Origin of the sequence: Pseudoalteromonas haloplanktis ATCC 14393, from assembly GCF_000238355.1 — a bacterium.
Taxonomy (GTDB): domain Bacteria; phylum Pseudomonadota; class Gammaproteobacteria; order Enterobacterales; family Alteromonadaceae; genus Pseudoalteromonas; species Pseudoalteromonas haloplanktis.
This window is the reverse complement of sequence record NZ_AHCA01000053.1, coordinates 1-566: the sequence shown is the minus strand read 5'-3', so window position 1 is coordinate 566 and position 566 is coordinate 1. Positions and strand designations below refer to the sequence as shown.

1 pseudogene is annotated in these 566 nt (G+C 42.4%); it reads right to left on the bottom strand.

What is annotated here, in order from left to right:
* Positions 1–566 (bottom strand): annotated as a pseudogene (locus tag PHAL_RS24330) (TonB-dependent receptor); the annotation flags it as partial.

Here is a 566-nt window from a genome sequence, read left to right as displayed (position 1 = left end):
CCAAATGTGCCTGGGAAATTACCATTAAAAAACTCGGTTTGACCATCAGAGACTAACGCATCACTAATTGTGAAGCTGCCGACCGCATCAGCATTAACACCGACAGCACCGATTGCTTGGTCAAAGTTTTCAAGTACCTCACGACTGTAACGTACGCCGAACTTCACAGCACCAAACATAAAACCATCGCCGAAGCCAAAGTCTACATAGCGCTTAGCATCAAACTCACCAGTAGACATTTCGCGCACAGGATTATCAACCCGACCTGTAATATAGTGGCTTAATCGGCGACCATCATTTAATGCATCAGCGGTAGTGAGCGACTGCGCAGTTAAGGCTGTTGGACTTTGCCAATCAACATCGTAGTTGTAATTATCCCAGCCTTGGGCATTAACAAATGCTTGACTTAAATCACCTTGAGCAGAGTCTAATTGAATATCAATACCGGTCGGAACAGTATCAACATTAACCCCATTTACTTTTGTTGTCGCTTTATGGTGTCCTGTATGTCTAAAGTCTAAACCGATATTTTGAAATTTATTTTCTGATTCTGAATGAGTAAGCAT